The organism is Clostridium sp. AF29-8BH (assembly GCF_003478145.1).
Classification (GTDB): domain Bacteria; phylum Bacillota; class Clostridia; order Lachnospirales; family Lachnospiraceae; genus Otoolea; species Otoolea fessa.
In genome coordinates this window covers 98002-117701 of record NZ_QUEL01000007.1, presented here as the reverse complement: position 1 = coordinate 117701, position 19700 = coordinate 98002, and the positions used below count along the sequence as shown (strand labels likewise).

17 protein-coding genes and 1 pseudogene are annotated in these 19700 nt (G+C 49.9%); 15 read left to right on the top strand and 3 right to left on the bottom strand.

Annotated elements, in window-relative coordinates:
• Window positions 1-290 precede the first annotated feature (290 nt).
• The 13 genes from DWZ16_RS06795 to DWZ16_RS06735 all read left to right on the top strand — a co-directional run bounded on the left by DWZ16_RS06795 (window position 291) and on the right by DWZ16_RS06735 (window position 16106).
• The gene (locus DWZ16_RS06795) at window positions 291-1583 is read left to right on the top strand and encodes an efflux RND transporter periplasmic adaptor subunit (protein WP_243015301.1); all 1293 of its coding nucleotides are present in this window, start codon (window positions 291-293) and stop codon (window positions 1581-1583) included.
• A gap of 19 nt (window positions 1584-1602) precedes the next feature.
• The gene (locus tag DWZ16_RS06790) at window positions 1603-4611 is read left to right on the top strand and encodes an efflux RND transporter permease subunit (protein ID WP_118522485.1); all 3009 of its coding nucleotides are present in this window, start codon (window positions 1603-1605) and stop codon (window positions 4609-4611) included.
• Window positions 4612-4966: 355 nt separating this feature from the next.
• Entirely contained in the window at window positions 4967-6157 is a 1191-nt protein-coding gene (locus DWZ16_RS06785) for a TolC family protein (RefSeq protein ID WP_118482164.1), read from the top strand.
• A gap of 140 nt (window positions 6158-6297) precedes the next feature.
• Window positions 6298-6849: a hypothetical protein gene (locus DWZ16_RS06780; RefSeq protein WP_147353404.1), complete on the top strand. Its 552-nt coding sequence runs from the start codon at window positions 6298-6300 to the stop codon at window positions 6847-6849.
• 11 nt (window positions 6850-6860) lie between these two features.
• Entirely contained in the window at window positions 6861-7547 is a 687-nt protein-coding gene (locus DWZ16_RS06775; RefSeq protein WP_118482162.1) for a TolC family protein, read from the top strand.
• A gap of 417 nt (window positions 7548-7964) precedes the next feature.
• Complete coding sequence (cobT, locus tag DWZ16_RS06770) at window positions 7965-9107, top strand: nicotinate-nucleotide--dimethylbenzimidazole phosphoribosyltransferase (RefSeq protein ID WP_118482161.1); 1143 nt, start codon at window positions 7965-7967, stop codon at window positions 9105-9107.
• An 87-nt stretch (window positions 9108-9194) separates the two neighbouring features.
• The gene (locus DWZ16_RS06765) at window positions 9195-9836 is read left to right on the top strand and encodes a bifunctional adenosylcobinamide kinase/adenosylcobinamide-phosphate guanylyltransferase (RefSeq protein WP_118482160.1); all 642 of its coding nucleotides are present in this window, start codon (window positions 9195-9197) and stop codon (window positions 9834-9836) included.
• Window positions 9837-9907: 71 nt separating this feature from the next.
• Window positions 9908-10693, top strand: a complete 786-nt coding sequence (locus tag DWZ16_RS06760; RefSeq protein ID WP_118482159.1) for an adenosylcobinamide-GDP ribazoletransferase — start codon at window positions 9908-9910, stop codon at window positions 10691-10693.
• A gap of 15 nt (window positions 10694-10708) precedes the next feature.
• A complete protein-coding gene (locus DWZ16_RS06755) occupies window positions 10709-11167 on the top strand; it encodes a bifunctional adenosylcobinamide kinase/adenosylcobinamide-phosphate guanylyltransferase (RefSeq protein WP_118482158.1) in 459 nt (152 codons plus the stop codon).
• Window positions 11168-11190: 23 nt separating this feature from the next.
• The gene (cbiB, locus tag DWZ16_RS06750) at window positions 11191-12207 is read left to right on the top strand and encodes an adenosylcobinamide-phosphate synthase CbiB (RefSeq protein ID WP_243015300.1); all 1017 of its coding nucleotides are present in this window, start codon (window positions 11191-11193) and stop codon (window positions 12205-12207) included.
• 156 nt (window positions 12208-12363) lie between these two features.
• The gene (locus DWZ16_RS06745; protein ID WP_118482157.1) at window positions 12364-13551 is read left to right on the top strand and encodes a pyridoxal phosphate-dependent aminotransferase; all 1188 of its coding nucleotides are present in this window, start codon (window positions 12364-12366) and stop codon (window positions 13549-13551) included.
• Window positions 13552-13840: 289 nt separating this feature from the next.
• The gene (locus tag DWZ16_RS06740; RefSeq protein WP_118482156.1) at window positions 13841-15454 is read left to right on the top strand and encodes a cobyric acid synthase; all 1614 of its coding nucleotides are present in this window, start codon (window positions 13841-13843) and stop codon (window positions 15452-15454) included.
• Between the two features lie 16 nt (window positions 15455-15470).
• Window positions 15471-16106, top strand: coding sequence for a precorrin-8X methylmutase (locus DWZ16_RS06735; RefSeq protein ID WP_107000405.1), 636 nt, complete (start codon window positions 15471-15473; stop codon window positions 16104-16106).
• 82 nt (window positions 16107-16188) lie between these two features.
• On the opposite strand, the gene DWZ16_RS06730 is transcribed toward DWZ16_RS06735, so the two are convergent.
• A complete protein-coding gene (locus tag DWZ16_RS06730) occupies window positions 16189-16440 on the bottom strand; it encodes a hypothetical protein (protein WP_022359551.1) in 252 nt (83 codons plus the stop codon).
• Between the two features lie 216 nt (window positions 16441-16656).
• Here DWZ16_RS06730 and DWZ16_RS06725 point away from each other — a divergent pair, with 216 nt between their 5' ends.
• The gene (locus DWZ16_RS06725) at window positions 16657-17823 is read left to right on the top strand and encodes an alanyl-tRNA editing protein (RefSeq protein WP_118482155.1); all 1167 of its coding nucleotides are present in this window, start codon (window positions 16657-16659) and stop codon (window positions 17821-17823) included.
• Between the two features lie 202 nt (window positions 17824-18025).
• On the opposite strand, the pseudogene DWZ16_RS06720 reads toward DWZ16_RS06725, so the two are convergent.
• Together DWZ16_RS06720 and DWZ16_RS06715 are read right to left on the bottom strand one after the other, a co-directional pair.
• Window positions 18026-18260, bottom strand: a pseudogene (locus DWZ16_RS06720) (polya polymerase).
• Between the two features lie 185 nt (window positions 18261-18445).
• Complete coding sequence (locus tag DWZ16_RS06715; protein ID WP_022359554.1) at window positions 18446-18703, bottom strand: hypothetical protein; 258 nt, start codon at window positions 18701-18703, stop codon at window positions 18446-18448.
• Between the two features lie 729 nt (window positions 18704-19432).
• On the opposite strand from DWZ16_RS06715, the gene DWZ16_RS16690 reads away from it, so the two are divergent.
• Window positions 19433-19678, top strand: a complete 246-nt coding sequence (locus DWZ16_RS16690) for a hypothetical protein (RefSeq protein ID WP_118482153.1) — start codon at window positions 19433-19435, stop codon at window positions 19676-19678.
• Window positions 19679-19700 lie beyond the last annotated feature (22 nt).

The following is a 19700-nucleotide window of genomic DNA, read 5'->3' as shown; positions in this document are numbered from 1 at the left end:
TTCAATTAAAAAGATGTAATATCATAAATACTCATAGTATACCATAAGTACTAAATTCAGCTCTCACCTTCGGCTCGGCTTCATTAAGGACTTAGGTATGACTCGCACTAAGTTCGAAAAGACCTCACTAAGTGCTCATATTATACCACATAAGTTTAAACTGATTGTGAACGGTGCAACACATTTTTTTCATGGTTCGTTTACATTCAGTTTATATGTAGTTGAAACTCGTTTAAAAATGGGATGTTATACTAGGGACAATTAGGAAAAACCAGAAAGGAATATGCGAAATGAGTAAACTATCTTCTCTGATGGAAGCGGCAAAGCAGAATAAAAAGAAAACAGCCATCATCGCGGTGGTGGTGCTGATCGTACTTACGGCGCTTTTTATGCGTTTCAAGGGCGGCAGCAAAGGAGGTCCAGGCGGCGGTCCGGGAGGTCCGGGCGGCATGCAGGACACGCAGATGGACAATGTGGCGACGGTTGCGGCTGAGAATCCAAAGATCGGAACGATCGAGCGGACAACCAGCACATCCGGTACTGTCGAGGCATCGGACGTTGTCTATGTCTATGCGAAGGCATCCGGCGATGTGACGGGTGTCAACGTCAGCGTCGGTGATATGGTAACAGCGGGTCAGCTTCTCTGTACGATCAATACCGAACAGGTTGAGACGGCGAAAAATGCGATGGACTCCGCCTCTGTTAACCTGACCGAGGCACAGAGCAATTTAAGCCGTATGCAGCTTCTTTATCAGGGAGGAGATATTTCTGATCAGGAATGGGAGCAGTACCAGAACCAGGCGAAGACGGCACAGTTAAATTATGAATCGGCAAAATTAAACTACGACCGTCAGGTGGAATACAGTTCCGTGACCGCACCGATCTCCGGCAAGATTGAGACGATGGATATTGATGTATATGATCATGTCAACCAGCAGGCGCAGCTCTGCGTTATCTCCGGTGAGGGAGATAAAAGGGTATCGTTCTACGTATCCGAGCGTGTTATGAGCAACTTAAACCAGGGCGACGCGATGACGATTGTAAAAGATGGAACGACTTATGATGGTGTGATTACCGATGTCAGCAGCATGGCGGACGAGAGCAACGGTCTGTTTAAGATAAAGGCAGAGCTGCCGGAGGCGAACAGCCTTTCAACGGGAAGTACTGTCAAGGTAACAGTAACTTCTGAGCGTGCAGAGAATGTCATGACCGTGCCGGTAGATGCGATCTACTATGATAACGGCGTTGGAAATGTCTATGTTTACCAGGACGGAACGGTACATAAAGTGGAAGTCGAAGTGGGGCTTTATAATACAGAGCTGGCGGAGATCAAGTCGGGGCTGACGGCAGATGATCTCGTCATCAGTACATGGAGTTCCCAGCTTTATGAGGGTTCAACTGTTAACTTAAAGGGTGAAGAAACAGATGCGGCAGCAGCGGATGAAGCTGGAAACCAAAAAGCTGATGCCTCGGCAGGGTCTGAAAATGGACAGAAAGCGGGTGCTCCGGCAGATGGCGGAAACGATCAGCCTGCGGGTGATGCAGGTGCTCCGAACGATGCAAAAAATGGACAGAAACAGTAGGACAGGAGGAATGTAAGACATGGGAGTAACGAAATATATCCTGAAACATCCGGTTACTACTGTCATGGCTCTGTTGTGTCTGGTTGTATTCGGTATTTCATCGGTCTTTTCGGCAAAGCTGGAGCAGATGCCGGATATGGAGACGCCGATGCTGATTATCATGGCAAATTATTCAGGCGCAGGACCGGAGGATATCAGCGAGCTGGTAACCGAACCGATCGAGGATGCGATCGGCACGCTAGAGGGCGTGGACACGATTTCCTCCACATCGAGCGATGGACGTTCGATGGTCATGCTTCAGTACGATTACGGCACCGATATGGATGAGGCGTATGACAACTTAAAGCAGAAACTGGACAATATTCAGCGGGAGCTGCCGGATGATGTGGAACCGAGCGTTATGTCGATGAACTCCAATCAAGGAGACAGCATGATGCTTTCGATTGCACATAAAACGCAGACAAACCTCTACGATTATGTGGATCAGAAGATAGTACCTGAATTAGAGCGAATTTCTTCAATTGCAAACATTGAGACGCGAGGCGGTTCTTCTAAGTATGTCAGCATTGAATTACAGTCTGAAAAAATGGATCAGTACAATCTGACCATGCAGGATGTTGCGAGTGCGATCAGCGATGCAAACGTGGCATCCCCGTCGGGTGAGGCAGATGCCGGAAACCTGGAGCTTTCCGTTACTACCTCCTTAAAAACAGAACAGGTAAATGAGCTGCAGGATATTCCAATCAAGACGCCGGCAGGACAGATTATTTCTCTGTCGGATGTGGCAAATGTATATGAGGCAACGAAAGACCGGGGCGGCATTTCCCGTTACAACGGTCAGGAGACGATCTCCATTTCGATTCAGAAGCAGCAGGACAGCACAGATATGGAAGTGTCCTCGGCTGTCAAAGAGAAAGTTGAAGAATTGATGGCAGATGATTCGGATCTGACGATCACGGTTGCAAATGATACATCTGACACGATTCTTGATTCCTTAAAAGACGTAGCAGAGACAATGGTTCTGGCGGTTATCATCTCCATGTTCATCATTTTCCTGTTCTTTGGCGATTATAAGGCGTCCCTGATCGTCGGAAGCTCGATTCCGACTTCGATTTTGATGTCCTTGATTGCGATCACGATGGCAGGATTTTCGTTGAACGTTATCACGATGAGTGCGCTGGTACTCGGCGTCGGCATGATGGTCGATAACTCGATCGTTGTACTGGAGAGCTGTTTCCGTGCAACGGCGGAGCAGGAAGACAAGGGGGCGCTTGGCTATTTTTCAGCAGCGCTTCACGGAACCGGCATTGTCATCAACTCGATCATCGGTTCGACGATCACGACCTGTGTCGTATTCCTGCCGCTAGCATTCTTAAACGGTATGACCGGACAGATGTTCAAACCGCTGGGATTCACGATCGTGTTCTGTATGTCGGCGTCCCTGCTTTCTGCGATGACGGTGGTTCCGCTGTGTTATCTGTTCTACAAACCGAGCGAGGCGAAGCGCGCCCTGATGGGACGTCCGATTGAACGTTTACAGAAATGGTACCGCGGCATCATGGACCGCCTGTTAAACCATAAAGCGATGGTTATGGGATTTTCGGTTCTGGTACTTGTACTGACGGTAATTCTGGCGAGCGGAATGCAGACGGAGCTGATGACATCGGATGATACCGGTACGGTCAGTGTCAGCATTGAGACGCGTCCGGGTCTGAAACAGGAAAAGATCGAGGAAGCGCTGGCAGAAGCGGAGGCGATTGTTTCCGCGAGCAACCAGGTTGATTCGTACATGCTGCGTTACAACGGAGACAGCGGCGAGATCAGTGCCTATCTGAAAGATGACCGTACCATGAAAACAGACGATGTAGCCGATCAGTGGCAGAAAGAGATGGATAACATTGCAAACTGTACGATCGACGTATCGGCATCGACTTCCATGAGCTTCATGGGAAGACAGCGCGGCTATGAAGTGATTCTTCACGGCACGCAGTATGATGAATTAAAAGAAGTTAGTGATAAGATTGTCAAGGAAATGACAGCAAGAACGGATGTCATCAACATCCATTCCAGTATTGAGAATAATGCACCGATCATTACCCTGAAGGTTGATCCGGTCATGGCAAAGGCGTATGGACTTACGGCTTCCAGCATCGGAACGACGATCAACCAGATGTTGAGTGGTATCGACGCGACGACACTTAAAATTGACGGCGAGGACATTACGGTAACGGTTGAGTATCCGGAGGGCGAGTACGAGACAGTTGATAACATAAAAGATATTATTTTGACGGGAACAAACGGACAGAAGGTGGCACTGACCGATGTGGCAAATGTCGTATTTGAGGACAGTCCGGCTTCGATTTCCAGAACCGACGGTGCATATGAGATCACAATCTCTGCCGATTACACCGGTGATAATGTACAGCAGCAAATCAACAGTGAGGTAATTACTCCGAACTTAAGCGGTACAATCAGCATTGGGCAGAACAGCCGTGACCGTATGATGAAGAGTGAGTTCAGCTCCCTGTACCGCGCGATTGCGATTGCAGTATTCCTGGTATTCGTTGTCATGGCGGCACAGTTTGAGTCTGTGAAGTTTTCCATCATGGTTATGACGACCATCCCGTTCAGTTTGGTTGGTTCCTTCGGATTACTGAAGCTGACCGGCGTCAGCATCAGTATGACGTCCCTGCTTGGCTTCCTGATTCTGGTCGGAACTGTTGTAAATAACGGTATTCTCTACGTGGATACGGTCAACCAGTATCGCTCCTCGATGGATCTGCGGACAGCGCTCATTGAGGCAGGTGCGACCCGTATCCGACCGATTCTGATGACAAGTATGACAACCATCCTCTCGATGATTCCGATGGCACTGGCAATCGGAAGCAGCGGTTCCACGACACAGGGTCTGGCGATCGTAGATATCGGCGGTCTGACCGCAGGTGTGATTGTCGCGCTCTTCATGGTTCCAGTATATTACGCACTGCTGAGCCGGAAACCGAAGGAAGAGATACCGGATGTGGATTAGATATAGGTTAATTGAAAAAATATTGTAGGAAATAAAATATTTGCTGCGGAAATATCGTGTTACTGTACACGGGTAGGCACTTTTGGAACCGAAAGTGCCGTAAGAAAACGTGGTGGCGGCAGGAATTTGCCGTATTTAAATGCGAAGCCACGGCAAATTCCGTTACTGGGCACGATGCGTGAACAGTAACAATATCGTAACTGTGAGGAAAGAAACGGTTGCGATATTTCACAAAAATGACACGAAGATATGGTATGGTTAAAATAATGGAAAAACGACTGAAAACAACTGCGTTAAATGAAAGCAGAATAGGAATGGTTGTTAAAATCAGATAGAACGGAATGGAGTGACATACATGAATCAAAATAGAAGATTCTGCCTGACCCGCCGGATTGCCTCTGGCGTGGCAGCCTGCTCACTGGGAGTATTCCTGGCGGCAGGTGCGCCGGTCCAGGTATTGGCAGCCAGCCCGCAATTTGCATATTCCACAGAAAAATGGGCTTCGCTGCAGGATGATAAGCTCGAATTTGACGAGATTGCTGATCGGATCCATGAGTACAACAGCACAGTGGAGAAGAACCGGATCGAGTACAAGGATTATCAAGGCAAAGACAGCAATGAGATCGCGCAGGAATATTATGACGCGGCAGATGAGATCGAGAGCAGTATCGAGTACCCGGATTCAGACGATGCGAACTATGGTTCTTCGCTGGCGGCAGCACAGAGAAGCGAGGCTTCCGCGACTCAGATGCGCGAGCAGGGCGATAATAACGTCGATGATGCGAATGTTAAGGCGTGGGGGTATACGCAGACCGAGAAATCGTTGGTACAGCAGGCGCAGAACCTGATGATCCAGTACTGGAATGCCCAGGAAAACTTAAAGAGTGTGCAGAATCACGTGTCCAAGGCAGAAAAAGACTATGAGACGGCAAACTTAAAGTTTTCATCCGGAAGCGCGACCCAGACGGATGTGCTGGATGCCAAGGAGACTCTTTTAAAGGCGCAGGCGTCCATCACGACGGCGGAGAGCAATATTGCATCGACGAAGGAATCCCTGTGCCAGATGCTTGGATGGAAATATGGCGCATCAGTAGAAATCGGTGCATTACCAGACCCGCAGGAACAGATGAGTGCATCGGTCAACCTCGAAGAGGATATTGCGAAAGCACAGGAAAATAATTATCAGTTAAAGATTCTGGCACGTCAGGTCAACAATGCGATGACAAGCACCCTTAAAGAGCAGTACCAGACAACTCTGACCAGCGGGAAGGAGGCAGTCAAGTCGAATGTCCAGTCGGCTTATCAGAATCTGAAGCTGTCTGAGGCACAGTATGAACAGGCAAAACGCAGCCTTGAATTAGAAGAAAAGACGAAACAGACCAACGACCGCAAGCTGGCAGCCGGACTTATCAGCCAGAACGCATACCAGAGCGCAACCTATTCCTATGAATCGGCATCCGTGGCAAAAGAGACGGCAGCGATGTCGCTTCTCCAGGCGCAGCTCGCCTACCAGTGGGCGGTGGACGGCCTGGCGTCCACGCAGTAGAAAGGGGTAGGCGGATGATGCGAAATCTGAAAGGAAAATGGACGAACGCGGAAGCTGGGACAGAGCAAAAGATGCGCAAGGGGCAAGAAAGAGACCGAAGCGGTGCAAGTGCTTTGGATGTGCACCTAGACGGTCATAATGTGAAACGAATCGGAAAAAGCAGATTGAGTCGTTCGCTCGGAATTGCCCTGGCGGCTTGTATTTTTGTATCGAGCCCGGCGCAGGCGGCGAAAACGCCTTTGATTTCCGGCACAGAAAGTGATTCAGACAGCGAGGCAGATGGTCCGGCGCTGGAAGATGGCACCATAACCGAAAACAGTGCAGACAACACGATCGCCAGCCAGTCCGGCTCCTATACGGAGGAACAGCTCGCGGATTCTGTGATAGAGTACGGGGAACTGGAGGCGCTGGTGCGACGCGGCAATGGAATGGCTGTCAGCGCCGAATACAGTTATCAGGACAGCCTTGCCGTCTACCAGGAAGCCTACGATGCGATGATTTCCGGTGCCCGGGATATGAGCTATAAAGCAGATGAGCTCGAAGATGCGGGCGGAGATGAGGCACTGATCGGCACCTATGAGCGAAATGCACAAACGCTGTCGATGGCAGCGAAGCAGTATAAAAAGTCGCTCACTTCCTTAAATTCGGCGTCAAGCGTGCGTCCAGAAACCGGACGGTCTGGCAGGTCGTAAAGACCGCACAGATCCAGTGGGGCACCTGCCGGCAGCTTCAGGACGAGGTGGAGGCGGCTGCCAAGACGGCAGAGAACTATCAGGCGCAGGTGGATCGCAAAGAGCGGGAACTGGCAGCGGGGCTTTGCACGGAGACGGATCTGCTGCAGGCTCAGAAAAACCTGCTAAGCGCCCAGACAGCATTACAATCCACGACCGATCAGGCAAATAAGGCGCTGCGCCAGCTTGCCATTTTACTTGGAAAGAGCGGAACTTCTATTACGCTGGGGGAAATTCCAGCCGTATCGGCAACGGAACTGGCTTCTATGAATCTGAATGCGGACCGCGCGGCAGCTGTCATTGCAAGTTCCAGTGTCAAATCAGCCAGACGGTACTCCGCAACCGGAGATGCGGCGCGCAAGCTGCGCCACCAGCAGATCGAGGAAGCCGAGAGCGCCGCAAGCGCCTCAGCGGATGAGCAGTACGCTGAGATAGCGGCATTAAGCCTAGAACGCGACGCGGCGCAGGCAGCCTGCCAGTCTGCCGAAAAAACATACGGCGCCACCCAGATTAAGTATCAGTCCGGTGCGATTAATAAAGCAACGTATTTACAGGGTGAGGCGTCTTATCTGCAGAAAAAAGCAGAACTAGAGACTGCCGAGATTTCCCTGCGGACGGCGTATGATGCGTATGAGTGGATGTTGAAAGGGGTTGCGTGAGGATTAAGTGATTGCGCTTCCTGAGATTGTATAATTTTTTGTATGGATATGTGGAATAGAATTTTATAAGATGGGCTTGAAAAAGACGGCACTGCCCGGATGGGTGGTGTCGTTTTGTTACTGTTCACAGGTAGGCACTTTTGAAACCGAAAGTGCCGTAAGAAAACGTGGTGGCAGCAGGAATTTGCCGTATTTAAATGCGAAGCCACGGCAAATTCCGTTACTGGGCACGTATGCGTGAACAGTAACGTCGTTTCTCGTGCTTTCGGTGTGATAACAAATTTGTATTTGCGTATTGTTCCGGTCGATGGTACAATCATAGGCGGAATTTTGAACCGGTAAACGATAGACTGAAAGGGTACGCCCGTTCACGGACCCATGGAAAAGGGCGGAAACGAAAACGGGAGGAACATATAGATGCAGCAGGAGAATATGAAGACATTGGAATCCCTGGAAGATTTTCGGCATTTTTCGGAAAAAGAGCTGGAAATACGGTTTGACCAGCTTAAGAAACAGATTGTACCAGCGGACAAGACAATCCGGGAGCAGGCAGAAAAGCATTGGGGGCATGTGGCAAAACCGCTTGGCAGTCTGGGAGTCCTGGAGGAAGATATTGTGCGGGCGGCGGCAGCGCAGGGGGAGGAAGTGCCAGACTTCTCCAAGCGTGCGCTTTTAATTTTTTGCGCAGATAATGGGGTAGTCGAGGAAGGAGTATCACAGACCGGGCAGGAGGTTACGGCGGCAGTTGTTTCGAATATGACACGCGGGAGGAGCTGTTCCTGCCTGATGGCAGAAAAGGCAGAGACAGATGTGTTTCCGATCGATATGGGAATTGCCTGTGAGGTAGAACATCGGGGAGAACTTCATCCCCTAACGGAACGGAAAATCCGCCGTGGAACTTCCAATTTTACAAAAGCAGCAGCGATGACGCGCCAGGAGGTGTTGACAGCCATTTTGACGGGAATCGATGCAGTGCGTGTGCTGAAGGAGCAGGGGTACCGCTTGTCTGCAGTGGGTGAAATGGGGATCGGCAATACGACGACCAGCAGTGCGGTCGCATCGGTTCTGCTGCAAAAGGATCCAGAACTTGTCACTGGAGCTGGGGCGGGGTTAGATTCGGCTGGATTGAAACGGAAAACGGAGGCAATCCGGCGTGGAATCGGACTGCATCACCCGGATCCCATGGATGGCATGGAGGTATTGCAAAAGGTAGGCGGATTCGATCTGGCGGCGATGGCAGGTGCTTTTTTGGGCGGTGCCATCTATCATGTTCCGGTTGTGATTGACGGGGTTATCGCGGCAGCTGCGGCGGCAGCTGCTGGAAGAATTGCACCGGCAGCGACGGACTATATGCTGGCAGCCCATGTATCGGCGGAACCGGCGTCTATCTGGCTGCTTGATTTGATAGGAGTAACTCCGGCTATCCAGGCGGGACTTCGACTCGGAGAAGGTACAGGGGCGCTGGCGCTGTTTCCACTGCTGGATATGGCGCTGTCCATTTACCGGGATATGGATACGTTTGCGGAGATGGAAATAGAGGAATATAAGCCGCTGATGTGATGAGATATACGGATTTAAACAGTTTTTGCTTATGTTTTTAAAACATGGAAGCTGCCACAATTCAGTGAAAATGAGGATAAATGAACGATGTTATATATAATTACAGGCGGCAGTGGCAGCGGCAAATCCGAATATGCTGAACAGACTGCCGTGCAGTGCCGGAATAGGACTGGCGGGACACTCTGGTATCTGGCGACGATGCGGATTTGGGATGATGAAGGCAGAAAACGGGTGGAGCGCCATCGGCGGATGCGCGCGGCAAAAGGGTTTGAGACGATTGAGCGGTATACGGGGTTGGAAACATTAGAATTAGAGAAGAGATTCGAAGAGTCCAATTCGGCTGGTTTGGACGCTGAACAGGAAAACGATAGTTTGAAGCGCTGGGAGCCCTGTCGAGTGTCACAAAAACCAGTGCTTCTCCTTGAATGTATGTCCAACCTTGTCCTCAATGAATTTTATGCTCAGGAAAATGGTGCGCAAGAGCGGATTCTGCAAGGAATAAAACACTTGCAAAACCAGTGCCATGACCTTATCATTGTAACGAATGAGATCTTTTCGGACGGTGTGACGTATGATCTGGAATCGGAGCGGTACATAGAGCTTCTGGGACGGATCAACCGGGAACTGGGACAGATGGCGGATTCGGTGACGGAAGTGGTGTATGGAATTCCGCTTGCGGTGTCAACACCTGTTTTTGCAGCCGATGAAAGGACAAAAGATGTAGGGTAGTCAGTGAGTGGAACAGAGCGGAATGCCTGCTAAAGTTATGGTTGCCAGAATAGAGTCAGGGGGATCGAAGATTGAATCTGATAGGAAGTTTTGTCATTGCATTTTCCATGTATTCACGCATTCCGATGCCGCGCATGGACTGGACGGAAGAGCGGATGCGCTATGCGCTTTGTTTTTTTCCGCTGATCGGGGCGGTGATCGGGGCGGTAGAGATAGCCACGTTTGCGCTCTGTGAAATTTTTGGTGCTGGAGTTCTGTTCCGGACCTGCCTGTTGACGGCAGTTCCACTATTGATTACCGGTGGAATCCATATGGACGGGTATCTCGATGTGACGGATGCGCGCCATTCCTACGGCGAGCGGGAAAAAAAGCTGGCGATTTTAAAAGATCCCCATACGGGGGCGTTTGCGATCATCGGTCTGGGGCTGTACCTGCTTCTCTATGCGGGAGCAGTTTCTGAGCTTGTGGGAGCAGATGTGTGGCTGCTGCCGGGGGCGCTTATGCTGGAACGTGCCTGCAGCGGCTATTCGGTGGTGGCATTTCCAAAGGCGAAAAAGGACGGGCTTGCCGCTGAATTTTCCAGAAGTGCCGAGACAAAGGTTGTTCGCGTGAGTATGGCAGTTTTAGCAGTGTTGGCGATCAGCTGGATGATTTACTGGGGACATCTGCGCGGCGCTCTGGCAGCGTTGACGGCTCTTGCAACCTTTGTTTGCTATTATCGTTTTTCCATGCGGGAATTTGGCGGCATCAACGGCGATCTGGCAGGGCATTTTCTGCAGAGCTGCGAGCGGAATGTGCTGCTAGTGCTGGCGGCGATGCGGCTGGCAGGTACGTGCCTGCGATTTTTGAATTTTTAAGCGAGGAAAAGCAGAATGATTTTTATAATTGGCGGCAGGGAACAAGGAAAGACAGCGTATGCGATGAAATTGTGGGAAAAACGTACTTTGGAACGGAGGAAAACAAAAGACTTATCCACCGTTCTGAATCGATCGAAAAATCCAGAAGCGTGTAGAGTTACGGCACGCATCGCGGACGGGAGATTAGAAACGGACGAACAGACGATCATGCAGGCGGATCTGATCACGCATTTTGAACTGTTTGTGAGGCATGAGATGGAAGCCGGGCGCGATCCATACGTGTTTGCAGAACGCCTGATGCAGGAAAATCCGGATGCATTCGTGACGGCGGATGAAATCGGCTGCGGCATTGTGCCGATGGAAGCATTTGAGCGCGATTATCGGGAGACAGACGGGCGCATTTGCCAGCGGATCGCCGCATATTCGGAGGAAGTGCACCGGGTTATCTGCGGTCTGGGAATGCGGATCAAATAAAAGAATAGTTGGGAGTAGACAAAATGACAGCAATCAGTAAAGTATTGACAGGAATGATAGAAGGCAGAATGGTCGGATATCACTTAGCTGCGATTCTGGCAGGTTATCTTCTGGATCTGTGCCTGGGTGATCCGCATTCGATGCCGCATCCGGTCCGGGCGATCGGAAATCTGATTGTGTGGCTGGAAAAATATTTGCGTCCAGCTGGAAAAAAGCATGCAACGGAACGGGGGGAACGCCGCGCGGGCGTTCTTTTTGTGTGTCTGGTGCTGCTTGTGACAGGCAGTGTGGCAGGCGCAATCCTCTGGATTTCCCGTCTGGGCGGCATCTGGATTCAGACAGTAGTCGAGGCGGTCATGACTTACTATCTGCTGGCGGCGCGCTCCCTGCGGGATGAGAGCATGGCGGTCTGCCGGAAGCTGGAGGCGGGAGAGATCGAGGGAGCCCGCTATGCAGTGTCGATGATTGTCGGGCGCGATACGAAACCTCTTTCAGAGGCGGGGATCGCACGGGCGGCAGTTGAGACGGTAGCGGAAAATGCGTCGGATGGAGTGATTGCGCCTTTGTTTTATCTGGCGATCGGAGGTCCGCTTCTTGGCTGGCTGTACAAGGCAGTCAACACGATGGATTCGATGGTCGGATATAAAAATGACAGGTATCTGCATTTTGGACGCGCGGCAGCAAAACTGGACGATCTGGTAAACCTGATTCCGTCGCGCCTGGCAGCGCTTTTATTGATAGTAGCTGCATACCTTTTACGATATGACGGAAAGAATGCTTACCGTATCTGGCGGCGTGATCGCCGGAACCACAAAAGCCCCAATTCCGCGCAGACCGAGTCGGCATGCGCCGGCGCGCTGGGCTTGCGACTGGCGGGCGATGCCTGGTATTTCGGCAAGTTAGTTCCGAAGCCATATATCGGTGATGAGATACACCCGATTGAACCGCAGGACATCCGCCGTGTCAACCGCCTGATGTATGGAGCGGCGGGAATCATGGGACTTCTGGCACTGGTGATGCGGGCCGTGATTTTGTTTTGATAAGGGAATTTTAACAAAGAAGAATATAAAAAAGGCAAAAAATCCAAATAATGAAGCAATCAAACAGATAAAAATATCAAAAAAAGAACGAACGAAGGAAAGAGTAACCAGATAAAGAATACACAAAAAAGAGGGAACAACAGGGAGGAAGCATCTATGCCATACACGCACGGCGGCGATATTTACGGTGATGCAGCCGTAGAGTTAGATTTTTCAGTCAATACAAATCGTCTTGGAATGCCGCAGGCTGTCCGTGATGCTGTGATAGCATCGTCGGCTGCTTGGGAACAATATCCGGATGCTTTATGCCGGAAGCTGCGGCGTGCAGCGGCTGCTTTTTATGAGGCAGACGGCACGCCGATTCCGAAGGACTGGCTCGTGTTTGGAAACGGTGCTTCGGATATTTTATATGCAGTTGTCTCAGCGATTCGGCCCAAACAGGCGATTTTGCTGGCACCGGGATTTTCGGAGTATGAGCAGGCGCTTCGGATGTGCGGCTGCAAGATCCGGTGGCTTCATTTAAGGGAAGAAAATGGATTTTCCCTGGAGAGTACGAGGGAAGAATTGTATGCCATGCTTTGCGATGGCTCTGGGGATGCATCGAAGATAGATTCGGTCCCAACTTTATCCTCTAAACATGAAAACGTCTGGGAAAAAATATTGATTCTCGGAAATCCCAATAACCCGACAGGGCGCGCTATTTCAGCCACCGAGCTGGAAAGGTTGGCGGAGGTCTGCCGGGAAACACATACCTGGCTTATGCTGGACGAGTGTTTTCAGTGGTTTTTGGATACACGGAGAGAATGTTCGTTTGTTGGAAATTTGTTAAATGGTGTTGGAGATCACGTTATTCTCTTAAATGCCTTGACCAAAATTTGCTCAATGGCAGGCCTTCGCCTGGGCTATGGCATCATCTCCAATGCCGGACTCCGGGAACGCCTCGAGAAGTTCCGCCAGCCGTGGAGTGTCTCGGCTCCGGCACAGGCGGGCGGGGTGGCGGCATTTGCGGTACTGGCGGCTCATTCAGAAGGAAATCTGCTGGAATGGACGGTTAAATCTTTGCAGACGGAACGTCCGCGGCTGGCGGAAAAACTGGAAGAACTGGGATTTATCGTTTATCCGTCCCAGACAAATTATCTGTTGTTCCGTTCGCCGGATGAGGATTCGCGCGATTACAAACAGGGGTGTTTAGAGCATGGCATTTTGATTCGCGCCTGTGAGAATTTTGAAGGGCTGAACCGTCATTATTACCGGGTGGCGGTGCGGAACCGAGGAGAAAATGAAAGGTTGATAAATATTTTGAAAGAGGTACAATCTGAAGAAAAACACAATGTGAATTTGTAATATAAAACGAACCCGTAACTGTTCAGTAGGTCTGCGCATTTACTGCGCTGACCGTACGAAAACATGGGCCAGCAGGCAAAAATCCCATTGCCGTAGGCAATTTTTAATGGATTTTTGCGCGTGACTGTGAAGGTACTGAACAGTTACACGAACCCATAAAATAGCCTCTGTCATTTGAAAGGACAAATGGCAGAAAAATAGTTTCGGTTAAGCACAAAATAGCTTCGAATTAAATAGCTTTGAGCAACCATTATTTGGTAAGACACTCAAAAATAAGGAGGATTTCACCGTGGCAAAAGCAATCATGATACAGGGAACGATGTCCAATGCGGGAAAAAGCCTGCTGGCGGCGGGACTCTGCCGGATTTTCAAGCAGGACGGCTACCGCGTGGCGCCGTTTAAATCGCAGAATATGGCGCTGAACTCCTATATTACCAGCGAGGGATTGGAAATGGGACGCGCACAGGTAGTGCAGGCGCAGGCGGCGGGCTGTGAGCCATCGGTGGACATGAATCCGATTCTCTTAAAGCCATCCAGCGATGTCGGTTCTCAGGTGATCGTGCGCGGTGTCCCGATCGGCACAATGCCCGCGAAGGAATATTTCAAGTATAAAAAGCAGCTAATCCCGGAAATCAAGAAAGCGTTTCAGCACTTGTCCGAACAGTACGATATCATCGTGATCGAGGGCGCCGGCAGCCCGGCGGAGATCAACTTAAAATCGGATGATATCGTGAACATGGGAATGGCGCGCATGGCGGGTGCGCCGGTGCTGATTGCCGGGGACATCGACCGGGGCGGTGTGTTTGCACAGCTCTATGGAACGGTAGCGCTTCTGGAACCGGATGAACAGGCGATGGTAAAGGGGCTTATCATCAACAAATTCCGCGGCGATAAGACGATCCTGGATCCAGGTGTTGAGATGATCGAGAAATTATGCAAGATTCCGGTGGTCGGCGTCGTTCCGTACATGGATGTGGATATCGAGGACGAGGATAGTTTAAGCAGCCGCCTTTCATCCACAGGGCGGAATAATACCCTTAAACAGGAAAACGAGTCATCTGAAAAACATGTAGAGGCATGGATCGACATTGCAGCCATCCGCTTTCCGCGTTTATCCAATTTCACTGACCTGAACGTCTTTGACCCGATCCCCGGCGTTTCGGTGCGTTATGTGAGCCGCCTGTCTGAGCTGGGACGACCGGATCTGATTGTTCTTCCGGGAACGAAGAATACGATCGAGGATTTGCTCTGGATGCGGCAGAATGGTCTGGAAGCGGCAGTTTTAAAGAAAGCAGCCGGAGGAACGCCGATCTGGGGCATCTGCGGCGGCTATCAGATGATGGGACAGACGCTGTCAGATCAGGAAGGAACCGAGGCGGGTGTGCCTGGGCGTACGATCTCCGGTATGGGACTTCTGCCGTTACAGACACAGTTTCAGGAAGAAAAGACCAGGACGCAGGTCAAGGGATGTTTCGGGACGGTCAGCGGTATCTTTTCCGGGCTTTCGGGGATGGAGGCGGAAGGATATGAAATACATATGGGAGAGACATCATCTGTCGGCGGTGATATTGTTAAGAACGTGATCAAGGAGCAGGAAAAAGCCGTAAATCATAGTTTATTGAAACTTAGGGAAGAACAGGCGGGAAACCACACTGAAAAACAAGATGGCTGCTGCCGGGACAATCTCTACGGCACTTACGTCCACGGCATTTTTGACAAGGCAGAGGTGGCGGAGACGATTGTCTGTGCGCTGATGAAAGAAAAAGGAATGGAGCCGGAAGTCGGCGGATTATCGTTTGATTATGAGAAATACCGGGAAGAGCAGTACAACCGGCTGGCAGACACGATGCGGAAGTACTTGGATATGGAAGCAATTTACCGGATTCTGGAAAAGGGAGTGTAGATAGATGGATGAAAAAATGAAAGAACTCAGTCAGGTATTGCCGTCGGAGATCGAGGCGAGAAGTTTTGAGATTATCACCGAGGAGCTGGGGGAACGGACATTTCCGGAGAAAGAAGCACCAATTGTGAAACGCGTGATTCACACGACAGCTGACTTTGAGTACGCAGATTCGCTTGTATTTTCACCGGGCGCAGTCGATAAGGCGTTGGAAGCCCTGAAAAATGGGGCGTGCATCGTGACTGATACGAATATGGGAAAATCCGGCATCAACAAGCGCGCGCTTGCGTCGCTGGGCGGTGAGGTCTACTGTTTTATGGCGGACGAGGATGTCGCGAAGAAAGCGGCAGCGTCCGGGACCACCCGTGCGGTTGCCAGCATGGACAAGGCGGCAGAAATGGGAAAAGACTGTATTTTTGCAGTTGGGAATGCACCGACCGCGCTAGTGCGTCTGTACGAGTTGATTCAGGAGGGAAAAATCCACCCGAAGCTCATCATCGGCGTGCCGGTCGGCTTTGTCAATGTCGTGCCGTCCAAGGAATTGATTATATCCTTGCCGGACACTCCTTATATTGTGGCAAGAGGCAGAAAAGGCGGCAGCAATGTAGCCGCCGCGATCTGCAATGCATTGATTTATCAGTTGACGCGCAAATAAGATGTGATGGTGTTAAATCTGCGGTATTAAAATGTACATGGATGCATTCTCAAAAGATATGCTGGATATGGGCGGATGTTTATCAGCAGCCAAAGCCACCGCCGCCACAGCAGCAGCACAGAAGCAGGATCCAGATCAGGCAGTCGCAGTTGTTGCCGCCGCATCCGTGATCAAAGCATCCGCCGCCACATCCGCCGCAGCACAGCAGAATCAGAATCAGAAAGAGACAGTTGTTGTTGCCGAAACCGCCGCATCCACAGCCACAATTACAGCCGCAGCTTCCTCCGTTGTTATCACATCCGCAACCGCAGTTGGTAGCCGCTAAATCACTCATGGTTATGTCCTCCGAGATTTTCTATACACTTCATCATATGAGGGGCAGCTTGCCACAGTTTCCATAAATCAGGAAAATTAGGACGGAAATATTTTACTATAAATTTTTTGTTGAAATAATCGAGATAACCGAGATAACCGGGCGGATCGACATGGATGTTTATCCATAACGATTTGTCACAGAACATTGTACAACGAAATGAAAAGAGGAATGAAAATGGAACCGTTATATTATCAGACACCGTATGTAAAAGAATTTGATGCCATCGTCACCGCCTGTCGCCCGGCAAAGCACGGATTTGAGGTGGAACTTTCCCAAACCGGATTTTACCCGGAGGGCGGCGGACAGCCGTCGGACACCGGACGGATCGGGGAAGTGCATGTGACACATGTGGAGGAGAAACATGGCGTGGTTGTTCATGAGACGGACGCGCCGCTGGAGGTGGGAAGCACCGTTCACGCGGCCATCGACTGGGAACAGCGTTTTTCCAACATGCAGCAACATACGGGAGAACATATCATATCGGGGCTGATTCATGCCGCATACGGATATGATAATGTCGGATTTCATATGGGACACGATGAAGTGACGGTCGATCTGAATGGTCCGCTTAACTGGGAACAGTTAAAGGAAATCGAGAAGAAGGCAAATGCGGTTGTCTGGGCAAATCTTCCGGTACAGGTGACATATCCGGGTGAGGAGGAATTGAAAACGATCGATTACCGCAGCAAGAAAGAGCTGACCGGTCAGGTCCGCATTGTAGAGATTCCGGGGGCGGATATCTGTGCCTGCTGCGGCACACACGTGGATTACACGGGAGAGATCGGCGTGATCAAGGTGCTTTCCCTGATGAATTACAAGGGCGGCGTGCGTTTCTCCATGCTCTGTGGTGACCGTGCGCTGGAGAATTTTGAGGCGAAGACGGAGCAGATGCAGACGATCTCTAACCTGCTTTCTGCAAAACCGGAGAAGGCGGCAGAGGCGGTCAGCCATCTGAAAGAGGAGAGCGGGCGCAAGGACGGTGAGATCAACCGCCTCTGGCAGCGCATTCTCACCATGCAGGCAGACGTCTATCCGCAGGGGCAGAAAGCGTTGACTGTATTTGAGCAGGGCATGACGCCAGTTCTGGTGCGTCAGTTTGCAAATCTGCTATTGGAACAGGAAAAAGGAGAGACCGTGCTGGTGTGCTCTGGCGATGACGCGTCAGGTTATAACTACACAGCCGGAAGCCTCGGCCGTGATATGCGTGCATTCGGAAAAGAATTAAACGCCCGTCTGCAGGGACGCGGCGGCGGGAGCACCCAGATGGTGCAGGGAACATTCCGGGCGTCGCGGGAAGAAATTGAAAAAGTCTTTCAAGAGCTGGCGCGGATAGAAGCGTAGCTGTTTAGAAGGTTTGCGTGTTTACTGCGTGAAGTATGAGAAACGGTTTGACTTAGATTCATAAAACGGAAAAAAGCTTCCTGTGCAGCAGAGCCAATCTGCCATGTAGCCAGAAAGCTTTTTTATACAGTTTCTATCGCATCATTCAAACATTTTTTTATACAATGGCAACGTACATACCGTGTACACCTCAGAAGAGAGCTTACTCCCCCTGATACATAAATTTAATCAGTCGGTCTAAGTCCTCTTTCTCATAAGCAACCAGCTCCAGCTCTTTGATATAGCCATTGGAAAAAATATTTGCCATCGACAGATACTGGGACAGCTTGGATTTCAGGTTGATGCGGTCGCTCCGGGGAAACCAGTTCGACGGTTCCTTTGCAGGAATCAATTACTTTAAAAAATGTGTTTACATCGGAAATGTTCTGGATTTTCATATTTAGCCCTCCTTCATGGATTGGCACACAACCCTGTGTGCAGTTTATAATTTCGTCAATCTTTTAACAATGATAATTATAACAGACCTCTATAAAGGGCGCAATGCTCACATTTTCCAAAAAAATCCTTAAAAAAATATCCCTGTATGTCAAAAATACAGGGATGTCCAAGAAAAGATTGTCTATTAATTGTCAAAATCAATATGAAACGTGTCGTTATTTGCGGTAATATGAACATAGGAGAGATTGAAGGACTCATCCAGAATGTCTACCTTGTATTCAAATACGACGCCATTGTCTTTTTTGGAGAGAAACAGATAGGTTCCATTTTCTTTTTCCTCCATCTGATCGCAGATGTCGTTGTAGATATCCTCGCCGTTTACCTCGCCCGGATAGCCGGAAGCTTTGATCTTGTCTTCGATTGCTTTGTAAAATTCTTCCATCGTTGTAACTCCTTTATTGGTATTAGTCAATCTTTTTATACTCATTGTATTGAATTTAAATGTGTTATAAGTATACAAAATCTGCACCGTTCTGGCAAGACAAAACAAGGATTACTTTTACGTATACGGGTATTAATAAAAGAGGGTTACTGTACACGCATACGTAAAAAGTAACGGAATTTGCCGTGGCTTCGCATTTCAATACGGCAAATTCCTGCTGCCACCACGTTTTCTTACGGCACTTTCGGTTCCCAAAGTGCCTACCCGTGAACAGAAACAAAAGAGGTTCTAAAATGAAAAATAGGTCTGCCTCATGCTTGATTTATAAAACGTGAAACCTTATAATAATACGGAAATACGGTTTTGAAGAGATGAACTCAATTCCGGTGGCATAGAAACAAACGAAGTAACTGTTCAGTAGGTCTGCGGATTTATTGCGCGTGACTGTGAAGGCACTGAACAGTTACCAAACGAAAATAGTGGGAGAAGAGAAATGTCCTATTTTCCGATTTTTATAGATATGACAGATCGGCAGGTGCTGGTTGTGGGAGCTGGAAGTGTGGCATCGAGGCGGGTCGGCGTGCTGGAAAAATTTGGCGCAGCGATCACGGTGATTGCACCGAACACTTCGGAAGAGATACGGAAGCTGGCGGATTCACGGAAAATCTGTCTGATTGAACAAACCTATGAGGAAGTTCGTGATACGATCTGGCAGGAAAAAGCTTTTTTATGGCGCTGGCAGCGACCGGGCAGACGGGGACGGACGCAGGGATCAAGGAGGATGCGTCGAGCCATTCCGTCTGGTTTAATATGGCTTCCGATAAAAGTCAGTCAGAGTTTTATTTCCCGGCGATCGCCCAGGGCAGAGAACTGACAGCCGGATTGATTTCTGGCGGAGCGGATCCGGGATTGACGCATCGTGTAGCAAAAGAAGTACGCCGCGTGCTGGCGGAGGCAGAGGTAGAAGATACTTAATATATTTTATAGAGGAGATTAA

Bases quoted from the DNA above. Each gene is read 5' to 3' on its own strand.
- DWZ16_RS06795 (WP_243015301.1), top strand. From the start codon at position 291: ATGAGTAAACTATCTTCTCTGATGGAAGCGGCAAAGCAGAATAAAAAG.
- DWZ16_RS06790 (WP_118522485.1), top strand. From the start codon at position 1,603: ATGGGAGTAACGAAATATATCCTGAAACATCCGGTTACTACTGTCATG.
- DWZ16_RS06785 (WP_118482164.1), top strand. From the start codon at position 4,967: ATGAATCAAAATAGAAGATTCTGCCTGACCCGCCGGATTGCCTCTGGC.
- cobT (WP_118482161.1), top strand. From the start codon at position 7,965: ATGCAGCAGGAGAATATGAAGACATTGGAATCCCTGGAAGATTTTCGG.
- DWZ16_RS06765 (WP_118482160.1), top strand. From the start codon at position 9,195: ATGTTATATATAATTACAGGCGGCAGTGGCAGCGGCAAATCCGAATAT.
- DWZ16_RS06755 (WP_118482158.1), top strand. From the start codon at position 10,709: ATGATTTTTATAATTGGCGGCAGGGAACAAGGAAAGACAGCGTATGCG.
- cbiB (WP_243015300.1), top strand. From the start codon at position 11,191: ATGACAGCAATCAGTAAAGTATTGACAGGAATGATAGAAGGCAGAATG.
- DWZ16_RS06745 (WP_118482157.1), top strand. From the start codon at position 12,364: ATGCCATACACGCACGGCGGCGATATTTACGGTGATGCAGCCGTAGAG.
- DWZ16_RS06735 (WP_107000405.1), top strand. From the start codon at position 15,471: ATGAAAGAACTCAGTCAGGTATTGCCGTCGGAGATCGAGGCGAGAAGT.
- DWZ16_RS06730 (WP_022359551.1), bottom strand. From the start codon at position 16,440: ATGAGTGATTTAGCGGCTACCAACTGCGGTTGCGGATGTGATAACAAC.
- DWZ16_RS06725 (WP_118482155.1), top strand. From the start codon at position 16,657: ATGGAACCGTTATATTATCAGACACCGTATGTAAAAGAATTTGATGCC.
- DWZ16_RS06715 (WP_022359554.1), bottom strand. From the start codon at position 18,703: ATGGAAGAATTTTACAAAGCAATCGAAGACAAGATCAAAGCTTCCGGC.
- DWZ16_RS16690 (WP_118482153.1), top strand. From the start codon at position 19,433: ATGGCGCTGGCAGCGACCGGGCAGACGGGGACGGACGCAGGGATCAAG.